This is a genomic window from Jannaschia seosinensis (assembly GCF_001408515.1).
GTDB classification, from domain to species: domain Bacteria; phylum Pseudomonadota; class Alphaproteobacteria; order Rhodobacterales; family Rhodobacteraceae; genus Jannaschia; species Jannaschia seosinensis.
This window is the reverse complement of record NZ_CYPR01000027.1, coordinates 1-19,779: the sequence shown is the minus strand read 5'-3', so window position 1 is coordinate 19,779 and position 19,779 is coordinate 1. Positions and strand designations below refer to the sequence as shown.

The 19,779-nt window shown below is 59.6% G+C and carries 18 protein-coding genes; 14 read left to right on the top strand and 4 right to left on the bottom strand.

What is annotated here, in order from left to right; all coding sequences use genetic code 11:
- From JSE7799_RS02615 to JSE7799_RS02565, 12 genes are all read left to right on the top strand, one after another.
- Nucleotides 1-648 (top strand): transposase (locus JSE7799_RS02615; RefSeq protein ID WP_144431524.1); only part of this gene is annotated, 648 nt, incomplete at its 5' end.
- Between the two features lie 114 nt (nt 649-762).
- Nucleotides 763-1,587 carry a WecB/TagA/CpsF family glycosyltransferase gene (locus JSE7799_RS02610; protein WP_083480185.1) on the top strand — a complete coding sequence of 275 codons (825 nt, stop codon included), beginning with the start codon at nt 763-765 and terminating at the stop codon, nt 1,585-1,587.
- Nucleotides 1,588-1,636: 49 nt separating this feature from the next.
- Nucleotides 1,637-3,295 (top strand): hypothetical protein, encoded by a 1,659-nt coding sequence (locus JSE7799_RS02605; RefSeq protein WP_055662214.1) that lies wholly within the window; start codon nt 1,637-1,639, stop codon nt 3,293-3,295.
- Nucleotides 3,295-4,296 (top strand): glycosyltransferase family 2 protein, encoded by a 1,002-nt coding sequence (locus tag JSE7799_RS02600; protein ID WP_055662213.1) that lies wholly within the window; start codon nt 3,295-3,297, stop codon nt 4,294-4,296. Before JSE7799_RS02605 ends, JSE7799_RS02600 begins: the two co-directional genes overlap by 1 nt.
- Nucleotides 4,293-5,135, top strand: coding sequence for a sulfotransferase domain-containing protein (locus tag JSE7799_RS02595; protein WP_055662212.1), 843 nt, complete (start codon nt 4,293-4,295; stop codon nt 5,133-5,135). The genes JSE7799_RS02600 and JSE7799_RS02595 overlap by 4 nt, the downstream gene beginning before the upstream one ends.
- Nucleotides 5,132-6,118, top strand: a complete 987-nt coding sequence (locus JSE7799_RS02590) for a glycosyltransferase family 2 protein (RefSeq protein ID WP_055662211.1) — start codon at nt 5,132-5,134, stop codon at nt 6,116-6,118. The genes JSE7799_RS02595 and JSE7799_RS02590 overlap by 4 nt, the downstream gene beginning before the upstream one ends.
- A 292-nt stretch (nt 6,119-6,410) precedes the next feature.
- The gene (locus JSE7799_RS02585) at nt 6,411-7,343 is read left to right on the top strand and encodes an IS5 family transposase (protein WP_055662210.1); all 933 of its coding nucleotides are present in this window, start codon (nt 6,411-6,413) and stop codon (nt 7,341-7,343) included.
- A gap of 327 nt (nt 7,344-7,670) precedes the next feature.
- Entirely contained in the window at nt 7,671-8,987 is a 1,317-nt protein-coding gene (locus JSE7799_RS02580) for an oligosaccharide flippase family protein (protein ID WP_083480183.1), read from the top strand.
- Between the two features lie 79 nt (nt 8,988-9,066).
- Nucleotides 9,067-10,089: a polysaccharide pyruvyl transferase family protein gene (locus JSE7799_RS19435; protein WP_083480181.1), complete on the top strand. Its 1,023-nt coding sequence runs from the start codon at nt 9,067-9,069 to the stop codon at nt 10,087-10,089.
- 104 nt (nt 10,090-10,193) lie between these two features.
- Nucleotides 10,194-11,147, top strand: a complete 954-nt coding sequence (locus JSE7799_RS02575) for a glycosyltransferase (protein WP_083480179.1) — start codon at nt 10,194-10,196, stop codon at nt 11,145-11,147.
- A 13-nt stretch (nt 11,148-11,160) separates the two neighbouring features.
- Nucleotides 11,161-12,096, top strand: coding sequence for a glycosyltransferase family 2 protein (locus tag JSE7799_RS02570; RefSeq protein WP_186201819.1), 936 nt, complete (start codon nt 11,161-11,163; stop codon nt 12,094-12,096).
- A 292-nt stretch (nt 12,097-12,388) separates the two neighbouring features.
- Entirely contained in the window at nt 12,389-13,321 is a 933-nt protein-coding gene (locus tag JSE7799_RS02565) for an IS5 family transposase (protein WP_055662206.1), read from the top strand.
- A 62-nt stretch (nt 13,322-13,383) separates the two neighbouring features.
- Here the strand turns inward: JSE7799_RS02565 and JSE7799_RS02560 are convergent, their stop codons facing one another.
- Nucleotides 13,384-14,343: a glycosyltransferase family 2 protein gene (locus JSE7799_RS02560; protein WP_055662205.1), complete on the bottom strand. Its 960-nt coding sequence runs from the start codon at nt 14,341-14,343 to the stop codon at nt 13,384-13,386.
- Between the two features lie 480 nt (nt 14,344-14,823).
- Here JSE7799_RS02560 and JSE7799_RS02555 point away from each other — a divergent pair, with 480 nt between their 5' ends.
- Nucleotides 14,824-15,402: a VPLPA-CTERM sorting domain-containing protein gene (locus tag JSE7799_RS02555; protein ID WP_055662204.1), complete on the top strand. Its 579-nt coding sequence runs from the start codon at nt 14,824-14,826 to the stop codon at nt 15,400-15,402.
- 60 nt (nt 15,403-15,462) lie between these two features.
- Here the strand turns inward: JSE7799_RS02555 and JSE7799_RS02550 are convergent, their stop codons facing one another.
- Nucleotides 15,463-16,752, bottom strand: coding sequence for a glycosyltransferase family 4 protein (locus JSE7799_RS02550; RefSeq protein ID WP_055662217.1), 1,290 nt, complete (start codon nt 16,750-16,752; stop codon nt 15,463-15,465).
- Nucleotides 16,753-16,936: 184 nt separating this feature from the next.
- Here JSE7799_RS02550 and xrtD point away from each other — a divergent pair, with 184 nt between their 5' ends.
- Nucleotides 16,937-18,529: a VPLPA-CTERM-specific exosortase XrtD gene (xrtD, locus tag JSE7799_RS02545; protein ID WP_055662216.1), complete on the top strand. Its 1,593-nt coding sequence runs from the start codon at nt 16,937-16,939 to the stop codon at nt 18,527-18,529.
- Between the two features lie 10 nt (nt 18,530-18,539).
- Here xrtD and JSE7799_RS02540 read toward each other — a convergent pair whose 3' ends face one another.
- Together JSE7799_RS02540 and JSE7799_RS02535 are read right to left on the bottom strand one after the other, a co-directional pair.
- Nucleotides 18,540-19,025 carry a glycosyltransferase gene (locus tag JSE7799_RS02540; RefSeq protein WP_055662203.1) on the bottom strand — a complete coding sequence of 162 codons (486 nt, stop codon included), beginning with the start codon at nt 19,023-19,025 and terminating at the stop codon, nt 18,540-18,542.
- A gap of 18 nt (nt 19,026-19,043) precedes the next feature.
- Nucleotides 19,044-19,754, bottom strand: a complete 711-nt coding sequence (locus JSE7799_RS02535; RefSeq protein WP_055662202.1) for an IS6 family transposase — start codon at nt 19,752-19,754, stop codon at nt 19,044-19,046.
- Between the last annotated feature and the right edge of the window lie 25 nt (nt 19,755-19,779).

Genomic DNA, 19,779 nt, shown 5'->3' with positions numbered 1-19,779 from the left:
TATTTTGACGCCTCAACCGTTCGGGTGCTGCTGGCGGATCGTGAGTTCATCGGTCAGGAATGGTTCACTTTTCTCGTCGAGCAGGAGATCCCCTTCGCGATCCGCATGAAGGAGGGCCAGATAGTCCGTACCAACGGCCGCGAGCTGAACCTGCGCTCCCTGCTGTCACGGTGCAGGGGTGTGCGGAGCTTCACGGCCGTCCTGCCTGGCAGAGCGAGTCACCCCGACCTCAAGCTCCACTTCGGTGCGCGCCGTATCAAGGGCGGCGAGCTTTTCGTGGTGGCTTCGCCCTATCCAGCCACTGGCGCGCACATCCTGCGGCAGTACAAGAAGCGCTGGCTCATCGAGTGCCTGTTCGCCGACAGCAAGACGCGGGGGCTGAACCTGGAGGACACCCGCCTGACGCTCGCGTCCAAGTTGTCTCTGCTCATCGCCATAACCGCTATTGCCATCGCCCTCATCTGCCGTGCTGCAGCCCAGCTCATGGGACACAAATACCCCGCCCGCAAGAAGCACGGATACTGCTCGAAATCCTGGTTCCGGACCGGCTTCGATGAGGTCCGACGATGGATGCGGTCCGGTCCCGAAAGCCCTCTCGTCGCCCGAAATCTCGTCGTCCCGAGACGGCTGCGGGTGGGAGTCGTGTAGTCTGGAGATCCCGGTTGGATCGGGGTAAATTTCCGCTAGAACAGGCACGCGCTCGATGCGTCGCTCCAACTCGCATGTGTAACCTGCCCAAGCTGGCGTGACGGAAGTTTCGAAATGACGACGGTCAATTCCCATGAAGACACGCTGACGTCTCTGGCTCCGTTCAACTGGATCCAAGCCTCGGATACCGAGAAGCGCGTCCGGATCACGGCCCCTCGACATGGGATGCTTCTGGCTGATCTCGAGGCACTCATGTCTGCCCGCAGGGGGTTCACGATCGCGACGCTGAATCTCGACCACGTCGTCCGCCTCAAGAGAGATGCCGACTTTCGTGCCGCCTATGCCCGCCACACGCATGTCACCGCCGATGGAAATCCGATCGTCTGGCTGTCCCGGTTGGCGGGACATGACATCGACCTGATTCCAGGCTCGGAACTGATCCATCCCGTGACCGAGATCGCCAGCCGCCATGACGTTCCGGTTGCCTTAGTCGGAAGCACCCAAGATGCGCTCGAGACAACCGCCCAGAAGTTGATTAAGCGCTATCCGCAGCTTCGGATCGTCACAAAGATCGCGCCGAAGATGGGCTTCGATCCTACCGGTCCGGAGGCTGACGAAATCATTGTAGAACTCCGTCGCAGTGGCGCAGGCCTGTGTTTTCTGGCCATTGGGGCTCCGCGGCAGGAAATCTTTGCCGCCCGCGCAACGCAATCCCTGCCGCAGACCGGTTTCCTGTCGATCGGCGCCGGTCTCGACTTCATCGCCGGAACTCAAATCCGCGCACCCAAAATCATGCGACGCTTTGCGGGTGAGTGGCTGTGGCGTCTGGCGCATAGTCCGCGTCGCCTCGCCAGGCGCTACGGCGCCTGTATCGCGACTTTACCGTCCTTGACGCTGCAGGTTCTGCGGCATCGCATGAGTTCCGAAACCGCTTCCTGACGGTTTCGGAAAGCCCGCCCGACACTTGGGCGCCAAGATGAGGATGTAGATGATCTACGTCGCCCTTTTCGGCTGGCCTGTGGTCGTCGCCATCTTGTTTTCGCGGCAAGATGTGCCCCGAGCAACCGCAGCCGCCATCTTGGGGGGATACCTTCTTCTGCCCCACGGTGTTGGATACAATCTTCCTGTCCTCCCTACATACAACAAAAATTTCGCCGCCTCCCTGTCGGCGATCATCGCCATCACCTTGATCGCCGGTTCGCGGCGGCCGAACCGGGCCAAGACGGACGTGACAGGCGAAGCCTTCCTCCTGCCGGGCTGGATTCCCCATTCAAAGATCGTCCTCTTGGGACTGGCAATGATTGTCGTTGGCAGCTTTGCAACGGCTTTGACGAATACGTCGTCACTGAACGAAGGTGGGCGGATCCTGCGGGGCCTGAGTATCTACGACGCCGGTTCCATGGTTTTGTCTGCCGGCGTCGCTCTGCTGCCTTTCCTACTGGGACGACGAGTCTTCGCCATGCCGCATCTGCAGCGGCTCCTTCTGGCGGCTTTCGCGATCGCGGCGGCGCTGTATGGCATTCTGGCCCTTTACGAAATCCGGATGTCTCCGCAACTGAGCCGCCAAGTTTACGGATTTTTTCCGCATAGTTGGACTCAGCACGTGCGGGGCGGAGGATACCGTCCCGTCGTCTTCCTGCAGCATGCCCTGTGGCTGGCGATCTTTCTGGCCATGGGCTTCCTGGCCTCCTTGTCGTTGGCTCTGAGAAACACGCGCCACCGGACGATGTGGTTTAGCATTAGTCTATTGCTGCTGTTGACGCTCATATTAGGCAAATCGCTGGGTGCCTTCATGCTAGCGCTCGCGTTTGGCGCCGCTCTTCTCTTTGGCGGAGCAGTCCGAATTCCGCTGATAATCTCGGCAGCCACGGCCTCGCTCGTTCTGGTTTATCCAATGATGCGGGGAGCAGACCTAGTCCCCATCAACTCTTTCGTCTCCAAATTCGAGAGTATCGACGCCACCCGAGCAAGTTCGTTCAGCTTTCGGTTGCGCAACGAAGACATGCTTCTCGAAAAAGCGAACCAGAAACCGCTTTTCGGATGGGGAGGATATGCGCGGGCGCGGGTATATGACCAAGAAGGCAGAGATCTCAGCGTTACCGACGGCGAGTGGGTCATCACAATCGGAGAAGTGGGCTGGATTGGCTATTTGGGAAAGTTCGGCTTGCTCTGCCTGCCAATCGTCGCCCTGTTCCGCCACCGCAAGACGTGGAACATCGGCCCCGAGACTGTTGGCCTCTGCGCCATGCTCTCCATCAACCTGATCGATCTCATTCCCAATGCGACCCTGACGCCCCTGACGTGGCTAATCGCCGGGGCGCTGGTTGGCCGGGTCGAAGTCGGCGCCGTAGAAGATCAGGCACCAAAATCGCAGGAACGGGAGCGGAACGGTATGCGTGCGCCTTCTCTCGACTTAGGCGCCGCAGCACGCGAGACGCGGCCGCGCACCGGAATACCAAGGTCCGGAAGCGTCACGGCCCGGCAACTACCTCGTGAAACCGCCGCTGAAACAGAGCCAACGACGGAGACTCCGGCTCTGGATGATCAGGAAGCCGAGAACCGCTATACCCGACAAACCCGTTTGCATGTCCGCCGGCGACCCGACACGGCTGCAGCGCCTAAAACCAATCGGAAGGCTCCGTCCTGATGTCGACACCACCGCGTCATGAAAATCTGCGCCTCGTCGTCTCGATCATCAACTACCAAACGGCCGATCTGACGAAAGCCTGCGTGACTTCGGTGCTCGATGACATGGCGCAAGCCGGGCTGACCGACGGGGCGGCGCGCGTCGTGGTGGTCGACAACGCTTCGGGCGACGGCTCGGACGAGATCATTTCCCGTTGGCTTGCAGAACGTCCCGGGATGCCGGTCGACCTTGTCCGCTCCGATACGAATACCGGGTTCTCCGGGGGGCACAATCAGGGCACCGGCTTGCACGGAGCAGACTACTATCTGGTCCTGAACTCGGACGCATTTCTGCGACCCGGTTTTCTGGGGGAGATCCTGTCGGCTGCCGATGCCCATCCCGAAGCCGGTCTGATTGTGCCACGGATCGAACACGAGGACGGCGTCGTTCAGGTCAATTGCTTCCGCTTCGCCTCACCCGCTTCGGAGTTCATCCGCGGGATGAATACCGGCATCGTCACCCGCCTGCTGAACCGACGCAACGTGTCGCTCGGAACCGAGCCGGAGGCGGATCAGATCGAGTGGGCCAGCTTCGCCTGCATCCTGCTGCGTGGCACCATGGTCGAGTCGGTCGGTCCAATGGACGAGGGATACTTCCTCTATTTCGAGGACGCAGAATATTGTCTGCGGGCCCGGCGGGCCGGTTGGGACATCCATCGAGCGCCCGAAGCCGTGGCCGTACATCATCGCGGCGGCTCCGGACCGGTCAAGGCGTTGGCCCAAGCCCGCAAGCGTCTTCCCCCCTATTATTATGCATCGCGTAGCCGGTTCTTGGCTCAGGCACATGGTCGTGGAGGTCTCTGGGGCGCCAACCTTCTGTGGTTGACGGGACGTGGCTTCGGCCAGCTCCGTCGCCTAGCGGGCAAGGAAATCTATCCGATGGCGGAGAAGGAATTGCGCGACATCTGGATCGGAACCGCAGACCCCACGGCGTCTCGCCGCACGTTTCAGGATACTCCATGACCCTTCCCGATTTTCTGATCATCGGCGCCATGAAATGCGGTACCACCACGCTGGCCTCGCAGTTGGCTGCGCAGGATGGCTTGTTCCTCACCGATCCGAAGGAGCCCAACTTCTTCTCCGACGACGATCAGTGGAACCGCGGTCTCGACTGGTATCGCAATCTCTTCGCCGAGGCTCCGGAGGGGGCGCTGAAGGGCGAGGCCAGCACGCATTACACCAAGGGCTCCACCCACCCCAAAACGTTAGAACGGATGCGGCCCGTCCTATCGGCTCCGCGGCTCGTCTATATGATCCGCGACCCGGTGGCGCGGGCCATGTCCCATTTCGTCCATGAATGGAGCCAAGGGGTGCTGAGCCACGATATTGACGCCGCCTTCGAAAACCATCCGCCCCTCGTCGATTACGGTCTCTATGCCAAGCAGATCGCTCCCTTCATTGATGCCTACGGATCGGATGCCGTACTCCTGACATCGCTTGAACAGGTGAAGGCCGACCCGCAAGGCGAGCTGACCCGGATCGCCGCCCACGTGGGTTATGAGGGCAATGTCATCTGGCATCAGGATCTCGGCGCGCAAAACGTCTCGGCCGAGCGCGTGCGCCGCCTGCCGATGCAAAGTCTTCTGGTCGAGAACCCCGTGGCCGAGGTCCTACGGCGCACTTTGGTTCCCAAGCCGGTACGCACATGGATTCGAAACCGGCGCCGGATGAAGACCCGGCCGGAGCTGCCGAAGGATCAACGCGTCCGAATGCAAGAGGTCTTTCTGGAGGATCGGGCCCGCTTGGCGCAGCTGTTCCCCGATCACCTCGCCCTGAATTTTTGCTATCCCTTCGCAACATGAACGATACCACTACGATAGAACCGGGAGCGGTTGGCGCGGTGGCCATCGGCCGCAACGAAGGTGCGCGACTAATCCGCTGCCTCGAGACTCTGATGCAGCAGACGGACCGGGTGATCTACGTCGATTCCGGTTCCACCGACGGTAGCCGGAATGTCGCTCGCCGCTTGGGTGCCGAGGTGATCGAACTGGACATGGACCACCCGTTCACCGCCGCCCGGGCACGAAATGCAGGCGTGAATGCGATGCGCAAGCCGCAGAACGTCCTGCCGGAGTTCATTCAGTTCGTCGATGGTGACTGCGAGCTGCGGGATGGCTGGATCGGCATAGGCCGCGCTTGGCTCGAAGCACATTCGGACGTCGCCGTGGCCTGTGGCCGCAGACGGGAGCGGCATCCCGAAAACAGTCTCTACAACAGGCTCATCGATCTCGAATGGGACACTCCCGTGGGGCGCGCCCGGTCCTGTGGCGGCGACGCCTTGATGCGAACGGAAGCCTTTCAAGCGGTGGACGGTTTCGATCCCCGCCTCATCGCCGGAGAGGAACCTGAACTCTGCGTACGATTGCGTGCGGCGGGCTGGACGATCTGGCGTCTGGATGCAGAGATGACGTGGCACGATGCCGGTCTCACCCGGCTGGGCCAATGGTGGGCTCGTGCACGCCGCGCCGGTCACGCCTTCGCCGAAGGGGCGGCACTGCACGGCCGGCCGCCGGAACGCCATAACGTTACACAAGTCAGGCGATCTTTGGCTTGGGGCGTTGCGCTCCCATTGGCGGCCTTGCTTGGGGCGGCGCTAATCCACCCGGCATTCCTGCTTGTGCTGCTGACTTGGCTTTTGCAAGTGATCCGCCTCGCATGGCGAACAGGCGGCTGGGTACAGCCCCTATTCCTGACTTTGGCTAAAATGCCCGAGGCGCAAGGTATTACAGAATACCACCTGCGTCGTCTATTAAGACGCCGACGCGGCCTAATTGAATATAAATGATCGGGATCAAAAACCGTTACCTGTTCATATTAAAGCCCAAGGACCGAGTCTCTTAGCAGGCTGCTGAAAAAGGAAATGGACCTCGACGAACTGCATCAGCCGTCTCGAAGGGATGACAAGATATTGTGCGCAGGCGCTTCCAAAACCGATATGATGTGTCGTCGTAGGAGTCGAAGATGGGCACTCAAGACTTTTTCAGCAGCCTGTTCAGCCCCCAAGGCGCGCAAAGGGCCTTGTTGCACAAAGCACGTGAAGGATTCATCTCGTGAATCCAGCGTGGTAGCTGGCGGGCATGAGCAAACCCGCCCCCACGACCTACAAGACGACGAATTGGCCGGCCTATAACGAGGCGCTCAAACGCCGAGGCTCGCTGACGATCTGGTTCGACCCCGAGATGGAGTGGGACGCTGCGCCCACCGGCAAGCGCGGCCGCCAGCAGACCTACAGCGATGCCGCCGTTCAGACCTGCCTCACCATGAAGGTGTTGTTCGGCATGGCGTTGCGCCAGACTACGGGTTTCGTGGAGAGCCTGTTGAAGCTGGTCGGCCTGGACTGGACGGTGCCAGATTTCAGCACCCTGTCACGCCGCCAGAAGACCCTCGCCGTGAACATCCCGTATCGCGGCTCCGGAGGCCCGCTGCATCTTCTGGTCGATAGCACGGGGATAAAGGTCGAGGGCGAAGGCGAGTGGCACGCGCGCAAGCATGGCGGCTCCAAACGCCGCGTCTGGCGCAAGATCCACCTCGGAATCGACGAGCAGACGCTGGAGATCCGGGCGGTTGAGGTCACCGGAAACCACATCGGCGACGCGCCAGTGCTGCCCGATTTGCTCAGTCAGATCTCACCTGAGCAGGAGATCGGCAGCGTGACCGCAGACGGTGCCTACGACACGCGCAATTGCCATGATGCCATTGCGGATAGAGGCGCCCACGCCGTCATTCCGCCCCGCAAAAATGCCAAACCCTGGAAGCCGACCACGGCCGGTGCGGTCGCACGTAACGAGGCCCTCCGAGCGTCAAAATACTCGGGGCGAGCGATCTGGCGAAACTGGAGTGGATACCACCGCCGAAGCCGCGCCGAGACGAAGATGAACTGCATGAAGCTGCTCGGGCAGCGCCTCATGGCGCGAGCCTTTGACCGCCAGGTCGCCGAGGTCCAAGTCCGCATTGTCATTATGAACGGATATACCGCACTCGGCATACCCGTCACAAAGGCCGTGGGGTAAGTGTGTCTGGGGAAAGGGGAAGTCCAATTAGCAGCTGCTTTGTGCAACAAGGCCCTTTGCCATGATCAAATGGACGGTTTTGCTCCCACGAGCTGTGCGAAAAGTGCAGCAACTAAAAAAGAAATGTGACAAATACTTGTTAATAAATAGCAGATATCGTTTGCAAAAGGCTAATCTGACTTGGAAAAAGCGAGGATAATCCTTAGTGAGCAGCTCGCATCTGGTCACCGCTCTAAAATTTTGGCACAAGCCGCGCGACGATACACAGGTGGTCAATGGACGCGCCTTTAACGACGTCACCTTATTGGCTTCTAGGTTTGCGATCTCATGCTTAAGTTTTTCAAGTCGACAAGCGGGCGTGCAGCAAGCTGGACTACTTTCGGATTTGCTGCAAGCTACGGTATACGGCTGCTGTCTACGATAATTCTAACTCGGCTTCTGGCACCGGACGTTTTCGGCCTTATGAGTCTGGCAGCGGTCTTCACCGGCGCCTTAGCCATGTTGAGCGATATCGGCACAATTCCTTCGGTAATTCGCAGTCCGAGAGGTGACGAGAAATACTTTCTAGACACAGCTTGGACGATCCAAGCCGTGCGTGGACTATGGATCGGGGGGCTGACCCTACTGATCGCTTGGCCTGCTTCGGCAATTTATGGCGAACCGCAACTATTCGCCGTTCTATGCGCTGTGGCCGTGATGCCAGTGATCAGCGGTATGAACTCGATTGCGGTGGCAACTTGTCGGCGGCACGTGCAGCTAAAGCGTTTGACGCTGCTCAATATGTTCGTCCAGATCCTCACCACGGTGGCCAACATGACCTTTGCTTGGTGGCTACAATCAGTCTGGGCTCTCGTCTTGGGCTCGCTCGCGGGAGCGCTGTTCAACCTGCTCCTCAGCTATGTTTGGCTGCCTCGCTACCGCCCAAAGATTAGATTTGACCGCAGTGTAATGGACGAGATCATCACCTTCGGGCGCTGGATCCTTCTGGGCACATTGTTCACCTATTTAGGTGGCAAGGGATCGACCGCGATCATGGGGTTGGAGGTTCCCGTCGAAACCTTGGGTCTGATCACCATCGCCTCCACCATTGCTTGGGCTTTGGGCGATCTGGTGGGGCGGGTACTGAACCAAGTAGCTTTTCCCACTATGTCCCGACTGCACCGCGAGGGAAAGCCGCTGAACTCGCCCATCAACAAGATAAAGAAGATCATCTTCTTCGGGGTTCTGCCCAGTTTTCTGGTGCTCAGCTTTGCCAGCCAGCCCTTGATCGACTTGCTTTACGATCCGCGTTACGCATTGTCAGGCAGCTTTTTAGGATTGATGGCGCTGAACGGAGCCGTTGGAGTACTAGCGATGCCTTATCAAAACGCGATGCTGGCAGCGGGCAACAGCCGCGGCCACTCCATCGTGATGGCAATTTTTTCTGCCTCTCGCATCCTGCTGATGGTCTTGGGCGCACATTTCTTTGGCATCTACGGACTTCTGACAGGACTGGGGATGGGCGGCCTCGTCACGACTGGGGTTTCCATCCTGATGTCGCGCAAGAGCGGGATCGGCAACTTGGCATATGACTTGGCTTCTTTTACAATCATCCTGCCCGTATACGCCTACGCACTGGCGACAGAAGTTCCACTGCCTACCTAATGTCGCTCGCTACAGTTGGTAACCGCTGCCATAATGCTAGAAACTTATACTATTATTTTTTAAGCCTATCAGGGAAGCCATGACAGAGAGACGACCCGCATCGCCCATCAATATAGGGATGGCAAACATCCACCGAAATTTTTTGGAACACGTTAAAGGAGACAATCGAAGCTATTCTGTCGTTGACTACCCCGCCTATAACAACATTGGAGATTCGGCAATATGGACAGGACAGCGGCGAGCCTTGCTTGATGTCTTCAAGAAAGCTCCCCGCTATGTTGCGTCTCAACAGGATTACAAAAAGGATATTGAAGCTTTTTGCGGAGATGGCGTAATTTTCATAAATGGCGGGGGGAACTTTGGAAACCTTTGGCCTCAGCGCCAAGAATTTCGCCTTCAAATTATTAGGGATCACCCCCATAGAAAGATCGTCCAGCTTCCGCAATCAATCTGCTTTTCCGGATCAGAGTATATAGATGAAACAAAGTACTTAATTGGGTCACATAAAAATTTTCACCTGTGTGTGCGGGACCAACCTTCCTTCGACTTCGCCTCTCGAGAATTCGATTGCCCAGTCTACATAGCGCCGGACGCGGCGCATTGCATTTCTACCTATAAAGCCGCACCCTCAAGGCAAGAAATATTCTCCTTGATTAGAAGTGACAAGGAAAGCCTAACTCCGGATCTTTACGACCTTTTGTCACCATACGGACCAACCGCAGACTGGGAAGGAATATCCCGTTACTTCTACGAAACCGAGGGGGCTATCGATAAATTTTTTCGGCGCAAGCTGCAGCACAAATTCCCCTCTTCCAATATCATCATGTCTTATCGGCTAAAGATGTATGACCGCATGGCTCAAAACGCTGTCGATAGAGGAACAAAGCTTCTGTCTCAGGGGAAACTGATTATCTCGGACCGCCTGCACGCTCATATTATCTGTGTCTTAATGGGGAAACGGCACATTTCTATTGATAATGCAAATGGGAAAGTTGGGGAGTACATCAGGAAATGGGGCGATTTTGGAATCACTGAACTAGTAAGTTCCAGAGCCTCACTTTTGGAAAGAATTGAAGCGTCACGAACCACAGCCCACAATTGACACTTAACGGCTAGGCTAGATGACTTTTCCACTTTAACATTGCGCGCAACGGGAGCTGTCAAATCGGGTGCTCCTAATTTTTAAGAAGCTGCCGGAGCCAGTAGATGAAGTCAAACGATCCCGGTGATCCCGTGCGGCTTTCCGTAGTCATGCCGGTCTTCAACGCTGCACAATACCTCCCAGCGGCGCTGGATAGCGTCCTGAATCAAGATTTCAGTGATTTTGAGTTTTTGGTACATGACGATGGCAGCCAAGATGACAGTTGGGCTATTTTGACTGACTATGCGGGTCGGGATCCTCGGATGCGCATCAGCCAGGGGCTGAACCAAGGCTTACCCCGCACGTTGAACCAGATGATCAACCTCGCGAGGGGGGAATTGATTGCGCGGTTTGATGCAGATGATCTCTGCCTGCCCACTCGTTTCGAAAAACAAATCTCTCGCTTTGACTGCAATTCGGACCTCGTAGTCTTGGGCGGCGCAGCCCAGATCGTTGATGCGGCTGGGCGGCCCATCACTGTAAAGTCTCTGCCTTTGAGCCACCTTGAAATCGACGGGCTGAACCTTCGAGGCAAAACTTCATTTCAGCATCCTTCCGTGATGATGCGCCGCGATGCGGTGCTGGCTGTCGGCGGATACCATCCAGATTTTCACGGTGCCGAAGACCATGACCTGTGGCTGCGCATGGCTGAAATCGGACAGCTTGAAAATCTGCCGGACGTGCTGATCAAATACCGCATTCACGCCGGCAGCATCAGCAGTACCAAGCGCGACCTGCAGCGCCAGTTGTGTCTTTGCGCCTGCGAGGCTGCTTGGCAACGCCGCGGCATCAGTGATGGACGCTTCGAATATCAGGAATGGCGGATGGGTGATGACGCCCAGTCCCAACTATCGTTCAATATCAACTATGCTTGGCAGGCTTGGTCGCATGGCTACCGGGGCAGCTGGCGACATTATGCGCTGAAGGCGCTGCGCCAGGCGCCGCTGTCGAAAGCGGCTTGGAATGTGCTGCTGGCCGGGGCGCTGCGCCGCCCCCGGATAGAGCGGCCTCATGACTAGTGTCTCGGTCGTCATGCCCGCGCGCAACGCCGCCGCGACCGTGGTCGACGCGTTGAACTCGCTGCGCGATCAAGCTCATCTGGCCGAGATTATTGTAATTGATGATGGTTCGACCGATGATACTGCCGCTCGCGCCGCCGCTTTAGGGGACGCCCGCATTCGGATCCTGCCTGGGCCCCGAAACGGTATATCGGCGGCATTGAATACGGGATTCTTTGCGGCTCGCCATCCGCTCATCGCACGTTGTGATGCGGACGACACGTACCTACCCGGCCGCTTGGAGTCTCAGGTCGAATGGCTTTCGCGCCATCCAGACCATGTCGCCGTCTCAGGCGGGTTCCTCAGCTTAGACGGACGAGGCAGAACGCTGGCCCGGCTCGCGGCCGAAGGCCCCGCACGTGAGGTGACGAGAGATCTGCGATCGGGGCAGGTCGTGACCACCCTGTGCACATGGCTGATACGCCGCGAGACCTTACTGCAGACAGGGGGCGCGCGCCCCTGGTTTGTAACGGCCGAAGACATTGACCTGCAGTTCCGCTTGGCATTCTTGGGGTCCGTCTGGCACCTGCCTCAGCCAGTCTATGGCTATCGGTTGCATGACAACTCAATTACGCACGGCCGCCGGGCTACGCAGTTGGCTTTTTACGACAAGGCGGCCCGAAGCTTTGCCGACGAACGCGCACAAACCGGCTCTGATGCGTTGGACCAAGGGCATCCACCCGAACTTCCAGATTTACCTGACGACGGCAGTAGATTGAATTCCGCAGCCCGACAAATGGCGGGGCATTTGGTTTCACAAGCTTGGCGAGACCATACGGCCGGCTTCCGTCTGACCGGATTGCGCCTGATGCTACGTGCTTTGGCTCAGGAGCCTAAAGCAAGTAACCTTTGGAAGGGGCTAACCATAATGTTGATAAAATCTTTTGGGCCTAAAAGCCCGAAAAAGTAAATCGGATGTACTGTGGCCGTTCAGAATGGTCTTAACCCGGATAATTCATGAAGCCGTATTCTTCTGCTTAGCACGTCGATGTGGATGTAGCCGGGCTCCCCAAGTTCGCAGACTACACGACACAGCCGTTTTTTGGGGTGGCCGAGACCGGCAAGAGAGATTCTTCTGGTGGACTCGACCTCGCCAAAGGAACGGTCCCTTGAATATCCGTGCTCTCGCCGATCTCGGCGTTGTTGCAGAACTCAGGTTGCCAACGATTCACATCACGAATCCATGTGGTTAGACGGGCAGCATGAGCAAGCCTGTCCCCGCCCGCTACCGCACGACGAACTGGTCCAGCTATAACGCGGCGCTGCGCAAGCGCGGCTCGATGTTGATCTGGATGGACGAGGAGATGGCTTGGCTGGCCCCGCACGAAAGTCGGCCCGGCCGCCCTGCCGTCTTCTCCGATGCCGCCATCCAGTTCTGCCTTTCGATCAAGGTGCTCTTCAAGCTGCCCTTGCGACAGACCGCAGGCATGGTGGCCGCCCTGCTCCGGCTGGCGGGGCTGAACTGGTCCGTCCCCGACTTCAGCACCCTGTGCCGCAGACAGAAGACCTTGGCTGTTCAGATCCCATATCGGCGCGTCGACGGGCCGCTTAATCTGCTTGTTGACAGCACTGGCATCAAGTTCCTTGGCGACGGTGAGTGGCAGGCTCGCAAGCATGGCGTGCAGGGCCGCCGTCAGTGGCGCAAGGTACATCTCGCCATGGATACGGCCACCTCGGAGATCCGGGCGATAGAGTTCACCCCCAGTAGCGACGGTGACAGTCCGATCCTGCCCGGGTTGCTCGGCCAGATCCCCGAGGACGAGCAGATCGGCACGGTGACCGCCGATGGTGCCTACGACACCCGCCGCTGCCATGCGGCCATCATCGACCGGCAAGCCACGCCAATCATTCCGATCCGGAAGAACGGGCGCGCCTGGAAGGAAGACTGCCAAGCGGCCATGGCTCGCAACGAGACGCTGCGCGCCACGAAACGTTACGGTCGGGCATTCTGGAAGCACTGGACCGGATACCACGCCCGAAGTCGCATCGAGGCGAAGATGCGATGCCTCAAGGCATTCGGCGAGCGGATCGCCGCCAGAGACCCCGACCGCCAGACCGCCGAAGTCCACATCCGCGTCGCCCTCATGAACCGCTTCTCAGCCCTCGGCACCGCCGAGATCGTTCGCGTGACCTGACATCGGCGGGGAAAGGGGAAGTCACGCCTCAGGCGTGAGTTCTGCAACAACGCCCATGCTCATTACCGGACAGCCCTGAACCGGTCGGCCCGCTCCGCCTCAATCTCGGCGACGGCGCGGGCCCGGCCCCGGCGTAGCGACCGGCGCTGATGGTCGCGAATGAAGTCACGCAGTTCCGCATCCTCGTGGCGTGGCACGCCGCGCATCCAAGCCTCTAGGTATCCACGCATCATCGACAGCCCACCCAGAACATAGGGCGGCTCGGCCATGCGAAAGACGCAGGTCGCGGCAAAGTAGAGCGGGTCGGAGCCCATGTAATATTGCCCAAAGCCGTGGCGGCGTCGGCCCGTGTGGATGCCGGCTTGGCTCGACCCCATTGGCCGCAAGTGAACGAAGCGCAGTTCCGGCTCGTCCCAACTGACCGCGATCCAGCCGAGCTGGCGGGCCTTGTGACAGTCGATGGCATCCCACATCACCGCCCGTACGAATCCGCCGATATCCTGAAAGCAGGCGGTGCGGAAAAACTTCGTCATGCCGACTGACATCTCGTCGCCGCGACGCTCCGAGAGCAGCTTGCCACCGCGCATGACGTAAGGCTTGCCCGAGCAGGTGCCGATGCGGGGATTGTCCTCCATCCGCGACACGAGAATCTCGAAGTAGCGCGGCGGCAGATCGAGATCGAGATCGAGTTTGCACAGATACGGAAAATCGCTCAGCTCGACGGTATCGAGCCCCGCATAAAACGCCTCGATCACGCCGGGCCCGACGGCGCGGTGTCCCCGGTCGGGCTTCTGCACGACGCGGATCCAGTCATGGCGTTCGGTGTAATCGGCGAGGATGGCGGGCGTCTCGTCGGTGGAGCCGTCATCGACGATGACCCACAGATCCGGCCGCAACGTCTGAGCGATCACGCTGTCGAGGGTCCGGCGCAGAAACTCCGCCTCGTTCCGGCAGGGCGAGACCAGCACGATTCGGCGCTCGGCTGGCGGAGGCGGACAGACGAGCGTGTCACGGTCGGGCATGTGCGGTTCCTGGCTCTCCGAAATCGTCCGTGCCTTAGCCCGTGGGAAGACCGAGCGCCAAGGGTCGCGAGTGATCTCATGGGCCGAACGGCTTCTGCAAAGGCGCAATCATCGGAATTCCGGCACAATGCGTCTGTTTCTGGCAGTTTCTGACGCTGTCAGAGCACTTGTAAGGAGAATCATCCCCAGCGGTCACTGGATCGATCAGAGAATCCTGAGGCGCGGGCCGCGGGAAAGGCTGTTTGAATCTGAACCGCTCTGTATGGATTTTGGAAACGAGGCCGCAGATTTGTGCGGAACGGGTACATTATCGGCGCTTCCACAGGCATTGGTGCGAAGAACGGAACAATACGCAGCGCTGCGGAGATGAGGTCTTAAGTTTTTATTAAGAAAGGTTGCTGGGTGTGGCGCAGCGCGCTATCGTCCAACCAAGCTTCCTAGGAAGTTTGTTTTCACGAGCCTTAAAATGGAGGAATTTTCATGAAACTAGTTCATACATTTGCCGCAGCACTTCTGGCTGTCACCGCGTCCGTCGGTGCAGCTTCGGCCGGAACGTTTGCTGCAACCAGCATCTATGACGTCGTTCCTGGCGACCGGGGGGAAGCCGATGCAAATCGTGACACTGAGAGTGCAGCTCTCGGTTTTGCGGACGGCGAGTTCTATTCATTGGGCCTCGGGGGGGCAGCCACCTTTGGGTTTGGCCGGACGTTTCCCCTAGCCAATGCGGTCAACCTGTTTGAGATAACGTTCGGAAGTACAGATAACATCGACAGTTACTTGGAACGGGTAGAAGTCTTCGCCCTGCTCGGCGGCACGGAAACCAGCATCGGCACGCTCACCAACCTCCAAGCGCAAGGGGGTGCGTCTCTGTCTTATGGCGGGGCCTTCGACGCATTGCGCCTTGTGGACACGACGCCGTTAAGTAGCCCTAGCTTCGACGGCTTTGACGTAGACGCCGTCACCGTGGTTTCGCCCGTGCCGCTTCCGGCTGCCGGCATGATGTTGCTGGCCGGTCTCGGTGGTTTCGGCGCGATGCGCCGCCGCAAGAAGACCGCCTGATTTTTCAGGATCGAAGCATTTTAGGGAAACCCGCCTTTCGAGGCGGGTTTTTCTTTGTCTTCAATCGAAGATCTGCGGGCGTGTTCTCCGCTGCCCCGTGACCCAGTCGTAGATCTCGGCCACTTGGTTTGCCTTGGCCGACCAGGTGAAATGGGACTGCACATGCGCCCGCGCAGCTTGGCCCATGGCAGGCAGGTTCGTCGGATCGTCGGCCAAGGCGGTCAGCCGGTCGGTCAAGTTCTGCACGATGCCGTTGCGGTCCGACAGAGGCAGAGCGATGCCGGTTTTGGCATCGACCAGCTCCCCCGGCCCAGCATAGTCGACCACCACGGGAACGACACCCAGTGACATGGCTTCAAGCACGACGCCGCCACCAAACTCCCGGATCGACGGAAAGACCAGAAGGTTCGCTTTCGCCATCACGTCTTGAACCTCCCGATGCCCAAGCGGGCCGTGAAAGGTCACTGCCTTTTCCACGCCCAGTCTCTCCACCAGCGCCTGCAAGTCCGCGCGCATGGGGCCGTCCCCGACGATGTCGAGATGCATCCGTCCGGATCTCAGCAAGGGGGCCGACGCTTCGATCGCCATGTCGGGTCCCTTGTAGGGGACCAGTCGCCCGACGAAGACGCTGCGCAGCGGACCCGATATGTCCTGTGCCGCAATCCGGTCAAAGCGCGCCGGATCGATGGCGTTCTCGGGAATGCGGAACGTTCGATCCTGGTAGGCGGCAGGAATTTCCGATCCGGTATGTCGCGATCCGACCAAGATCGCGGCACAGGACTGCAGCATCCTGCGCCGGCCCGGGAAGAGTTTGTAGACACCGCGTACGTAAGACAGCCATTCCTTTTCCGCCCGGCGTTCGGCGGCAAAGGCGGACGGCCACGGCACACCTCCATTGAGCGGTCCTAGAACGAAGGGCACACCGGCCGCCGCGCATCGCGCCGCTAGCGGCGACACGGTCGTCGGCGTCAGGGGCGTGATCCGGTGCACCACGTCGAACCGCCCGGCCTTGACGTCGTCGCCGAAGCGCTTCCAAAGCAGGTGCTCGAAGTAAGGGTAACTCAGCGCCGCGATGGCCGTGGAAGTCGTCCACCCCTTTCCCGCTCCGCCGCGCAGCAATCCGGCCACGCGCCACATAGGTCGGGCGAGCTTTTCGGTATCGAGTGCGGTGAAATCCTCGCCTTCCACGAGACCGGCCCGCAGGAAGGCCGCACGATTGCGTACCTGAGTGACCACATGAACTCGCGCGACATCGCGCAGGGCCGACGCCATCGACCATCCCACGAGAGGCACGCTGACCCATTCGGGATTGGCCGCCTCGGCGATCAGCAGGACGGAAGGTTGGCGCATGCGGGACATCGCTCTCTCTGGATGGGACCTTCCTCAGGCATAGGAGAGAGATTGGTCGGCCCCAAGACCCCGAAAGGAGTCCGGTCGCGCTATTGTTGATTGCACCGGCCTTTATGCAGTATTGCAACATGCTATACGTTGAACAATTCCCTGTTCTTAAGGTTTTTTCTTCATGTCCGTTTCGATGACGACGCGCTCCGTCCTGCAGCGGCTGCCTGCCCTCCTCAATTGGGGGATGTTCTGGCTGTTTCTGGCCACGTTGGGCACCGGCCTGTTCCTGTCCGAGGGGCTGGAAGCCCTGCTGAAGGCTTGGCAGCTCCCGGAATACAGTCACGGGCCGCTGATCCCGATCCTGTCGGCGCTGCTGTTCTTGCGGCAATTGAAGGAATACCCCGAGCGTCCGGGGCCGGTGGATGATCGCTGGCCCGGTGTGGCGGTGGTTGCCGCGGCCTTCCTGATGGGGGCAATGGGCAAGCTGGCGCATATCCCCGACATCGTGGCCTATGCGACGATCCTCTGGGTGGGGGGTATCCTGCTGATCAGTTTCGGCTGGTCGGTGGGCAAGCATTTCTGGCCGCCGGTCCTGCACCTCGTTTACATGCTGCCCCTGCCGGATACGATCTACTACAAGGCCACGACTTCGCTGCAGCTGATCTCGTCAGAGCTCGGCGTATGGTTCCTCCGGGTATTGTCGGTGCCTGTCTTCCTAGACGGCAACATCATTGATCTGGGCGTACTCAAGCTGCACGTGGCCGAAGCCTGTTCGGGGCTGAACTACCTGTTTCCGATTCTGTCGTTCAGCTACATCTTCGCCGTGCTCTATCGCGGTCCGATCTGGCACAAGGCGGTGCTGCTGCTTGCGGCGGTGCCGATCACGGTTCTGATGAACTCGGTTCGGATCGCCATCGCGGGCGTGATCGCCAACACTTGGGGCACCGAGTGGCTGGAAGGGTTTACCCACTTCTTTGAAGGCTGGGTAATCTTCCTGATCTGCATCATGATCCTCTTCGCCTTGGCATGGTGCCTGCTGTTTCTGCGCCGCGACAAGCTGAGCCTGGTCGATGCGCTGGATCTCGACACTTCGGGCTGGGCCTCGCAGGCGATGCGGCTGCGCCATCTGCGCGCGTCGCCGGCATTGGTTACCGCAGCAGGCATCGCCGCCGGCGCCCTCCTCGTTTGGCAGCTGGTTCCGGACAACAGGTCGATGGTGGTGGCGCGCGACAGCTTCGCGGTGTTCCCCCGCTCTTTGGGCGACTGGCATCAGGTCGGAACTCCGGAGGTTCTGGAGCCTCAAATTGCCGACCGCCTGCAGGCCGACGATTATCACTCCATCACCTTGGACAAGTCCGGAGCCGCAACCTCGGTCGGTCTCTTCATGGCGTGGTATCAGGATCAGACCCAAGGCGGAGTCCATTCGCCCGAGATTTGCCTGCCCGCTTCGGGATGGGAGATCGCATGGCTGGAACGTACGGAATTGTCGCGCGATCTGGGGCTTGAACAGCCATTCAACCTGAACCGGGCTATCATCCAGAAGGGTGAGACGCGAATGCTGGTCTATTACTGGTTCCAGCAGGGCAGCCGCACCGTGGCGTGGGACATCGCAGCCAAGTTCCATCTTCTGATGGACGGCATCACCACCGGCCAGACCGATGGCGGCATGATTCGCTTGACGACAGCGATCACCGGGAACGAGACGGATGCCGCAGCGGAGGCCCGCTTGCAGGATGTCATCCGGGAATTGCTGGGCCCCTTGCCCCGGTTCCTTCCGGAAACCTGACCTCGGGCGATCAGGCCGTGGCGATCCGGCGCTCATGCGCCTCGATCGTCCAGTCGGCGCGGCGGCGGTACCAGACATCGGAGGCATTCTCGGCGGCGGCGTGATGTGCGGCGCGCGCAAGCGAGGCAAGTCGTGGTCGATCGCGCGTCAGCTTGCCCAGAATGTCGGCCGAGCCGGAAATATCTTCGAACGGCAACGGGACGCAGGCATGCTCCTCCGTGGCACGTTCGCGAACATAGGGAATGTCGAAGCCGATCAGCGGCAGGCCTGCAGCATAGCCGTCGAAGATCATCCGCGGCGTGTCCTCGGAGAGGGGCGTGAACAGCAATCCATCGTAATCCGCGAGATCACCTATCAACGCCGATCCATAGGCCCGCTCCCCGAGGAAGCGCACCCGTGCCCCGAGATCCAGTTCCGCAACCAACGCCTCCAGACGCGCCCGCTCCGGTCCGTCGCCGATCAGGGGATTGTCAGGTTGTTTTATGTGGATCAGCAAAGTGTCGCCGGCGACCGCTCAGGCGGACAGTTCGGTCGTGTAGTCTGCCCATAGGTCGAACGCGTCCTGTCTTGCGTGATGATAGGAACGGGCGGAGAGGCGGTGACGGCGTGGGCGGAAGATGGCGTCGGTCTGATCGTGGGCCGATAAGAACCTCTGGGCCTGTCGCGGTGACTTGAACCCGCCCATGACCTTCTCTCGTCGGCGGGTATGCCGATGCGATGCTTCTGCCGCGTTGTTGATCCCCTTGTGGCGACGGTGCTCTACGCCGGGTGCGAGTTTCGCCTTGGCCGCCGCATAGGATCCGAGCTTGTCGGTCACCATCACCCGCGGCAGGCCCCATCTCTTGAAGAGCTTGCGCATGAACTGCTTCGCGGCCGCGGTGTCGCGGCATGACTGCACGAGGATGTCCAAGACGTCGCCTTTCGCGTCGATTGCCCGCCACAACCAATGCTTTGTGCCGTTGATCTTGAGTACGACCTCGTCGAGATGCCACTTGTCGGCTGGCCAGGGCCGATCGCGTCGGATCTTCGCGGCGAACTGCGTCCCGAACTTCGCGACCCACACCCGTATCGTCTCATAGGAAACGGCGACGCCCCGCTCGGCCAGAAGGTCTTCGACATCTCGCAGGCTCAGGGCGAAACGGTGGTACGCCCAGACGGCGTATCCGATGACGGTGCGCGGAAAGCGGTACCCCTTGAGGCGGGAGAGATCGTCGAGGTTCAGCATCCAAGCGAGCTACCGGCCTTCCATG

Coding starts and splice junctions, on each gene's coding strand:
- JSE7799_RS02610 (WP_083480185.1), top strand. CDS start 763: ATGACGACGGTCAATTCCCATGAAGACACGCTGACGTCTCTGGCTCCG.
- JSE7799_RS02605 (WP_055662214.1), top strand. CDS start 1,637: ATGATCTACGTCGCCCTTTTCGGCTGGCCTGTGGTCGTCGCCATCTTG.
- JSE7799_RS02600 (WP_055662213.1), top strand. CDS start 3,295: ATGTCGACACCACCGCGTCATGAAAATCTGCGCCTCGTCGTCTCGATC.
- JSE7799_RS02595 (WP_055662212.1), top strand. CDS start 4,293: ATGACCCTTCCCGATTTTCTGATCATCGGCGCCATGAAATGCGGTACC.
- JSE7799_RS02590 (WP_055662211.1), top strand. CDS start 5,132: ATGAACGATACCACTACGATAGAACCGGGAGCGGTTGGCGCGGTGGCC.
- JSE7799_RS02585 (WP_055662210.1), top strand. CDS start 6,411: ATGAGCAAACCCGCCCCCACGACCTACAAGACGACGAATTGGCCGGCC.
- JSE7799_RS02580 (WP_083480183.1), top strand. CDS start 7,671: ATGCTTAAGTTTTTCAAGTCGACAAGCGGGCGTGCAGCAAGCTGGACT.
- JSE7799_RS19435 (WP_083480181.1), top strand. CDS start 9,067: ATGACAGAGAGACGACCCGCATCGCCCATCAATATAGGGATGGCAAAC.
- JSE7799_RS02575 (WP_083480179.1), top strand. CDS start 10,194: ATGAAGTCAAACGATCCCGGTGATCCCGTGCGGCTTTCCGTAGTCATG.
- JSE7799_RS02570 (WP_186201819.1), top strand. CDS start 11,161: ATGCCCGCGCGCAACGCCGCCGCGACCGTGGTCGACGCGTTGAACTCG.
- JSE7799_RS02565 (WP_055662206.1), top strand. CDS start 12,389: ATGAGCAAGCCTGTCCCCGCCCGCTACCGCACGACGAACTGGTCCAGC.
- JSE7799_RS02560 (WP_055662205.1), bottom strand. CDS start 14,343: ATGCCCGACCGTGACACGCTCGTCTGTCCGCCTCCGCCAGCCGAGCGC.
- JSE7799_RS02555 (WP_055662204.1), top strand. CDS start 14,824: ATGAAACTAGTTCATACATTTGCCGCAGCACTTCTGGCTGTCACCGCG.
- JSE7799_RS02550 (WP_055662217.1), bottom strand. CDS start 16,752: ATGCGCCAACCTTCCGTCCTGCTGATCGCCGAGGCGGCCAATCCCGAA.
- xrtD (WP_055662216.1), top strand. CDS start 16,937: ATGACGACGCGCTCCGTCCTGCAGCGGCTGCCTGCCCTCCTCAATTGG.
- JSE7799_RS02535 (WP_055662202.1), bottom strand. CDS start 19,754: ATGCTGAACCTCGACGATCTCTCCCGCCTCAAGGGGTACCGCTTTCCG.